This window comes from Rhodoferax sp. GW821-FHT02C08 (assembly GCF_059421805.1).
This window is the reverse complement of the sequence record NZ_JBWKVR010000060.1, coordinates 1-1043: the sequence shown is the minus strand read 5'-3', so window position 1 is coordinate 1043 and position 1043 is coordinate 1. Positions and strand designations below refer to the sequence as shown.

Genomic DNA, 1043 nt, shown 5'->3' with positions numbered 1-1043 from the left:
AAGCTGGTCCAGTCGTCGTCGTTGGTGCTGGCGGCCTTGGGGGCGCTGAGCTTGCCCATGGCGGGTTTGATGGTAGGTTTGGCACTGGGTTTAAGGACCGGCTTGGAGGCAGGCCTGGCGGTCTGCGTGGGCAAAGATTTCGCCAACGGCTTACGGGCTACGGCAGGCGCGGGACGGGCCAGGGCAGGCCGGGTAGCCGGCGCGCGCAGGGGTGCCGGGGCGGCCCTGCGCATCGGTGCCGGCACGGGTGCGGTCGCGACAGCGCGCTGGGGGGCAGCACCATCGAGCTTGAACACGGCCACCACCTGCACCAGGTCGTTCGACTGGGTGCGCAGGCTGCTGGCGGCAGCGGCCATTTCTTCCACCAGGGCGGCATTCTGTTGCGTGGCCTGGTCCATCTGGGTCACGGCCTCGCCGACCTGGGCCACGCCCAGGGCTTGTTCGTTGCTGGCGGCGCTGATCTCGCCCATGATGTCGGTGACACGGCGGATGGAGCTGACGACTTCGGTCATGGTGACGCCGGCTTGGTCCACCTGGGCCGTGCCCTGGGCCACGCGTTCCACGCTGGCGTTGATCAGGTTCTTGATTTCCTTGGCGGCGTCGGCACTGCGGCCGGCCAGGCTGCGCACTTCGCTGGCGACCACGGCAAAGCCGCGGCCTTGCTCGCCGGCCCGGGCGGCTTCGACGGCGGCGTTCAAGGCCAGGATGTTGGTCTGGAAGGCGATGCCGTCGATGACGCCGATGATGTCGGCGATCTTTTGTGAGCTGTCGTTGATGCCCTTCATGGTTTCGACGACCTGGTTGACCACTTCACCACCCTGGATGGCCACGGTGGATGCGCTCATGGCCAGCTGGTTCGCCTGGCGGGCGTTGTCGGCGTTCTGGCGCACGGTGGAGCTGAGCTCTTCCATCGACGCGGCGGTTTGCTCCAGCGCGCTGGCTTGCTGCTCGGTGCGGGCGCTGAGGTCGTCGTTGCCTTGGGCGATTTCCGCACTGGCGGTGGCCACGTTTTCGGAGCCCGAACGCACATTGGAGACCACCCG

1 protein-coding gene is annotated in these 1043 nt (G+C 67.6%); it reads right to left on the bottom strand.

Going from position 1 to position 1043, the window contains the following annotated elements:
• Positions 1-1043: methyl-accepting chemotaxis protein (locus tag AC07VY_RS26550; RefSeq protein ID WP_495100139.1), on the bottom strand; the 1043-nt coding region annotated here is incomplete at both ends.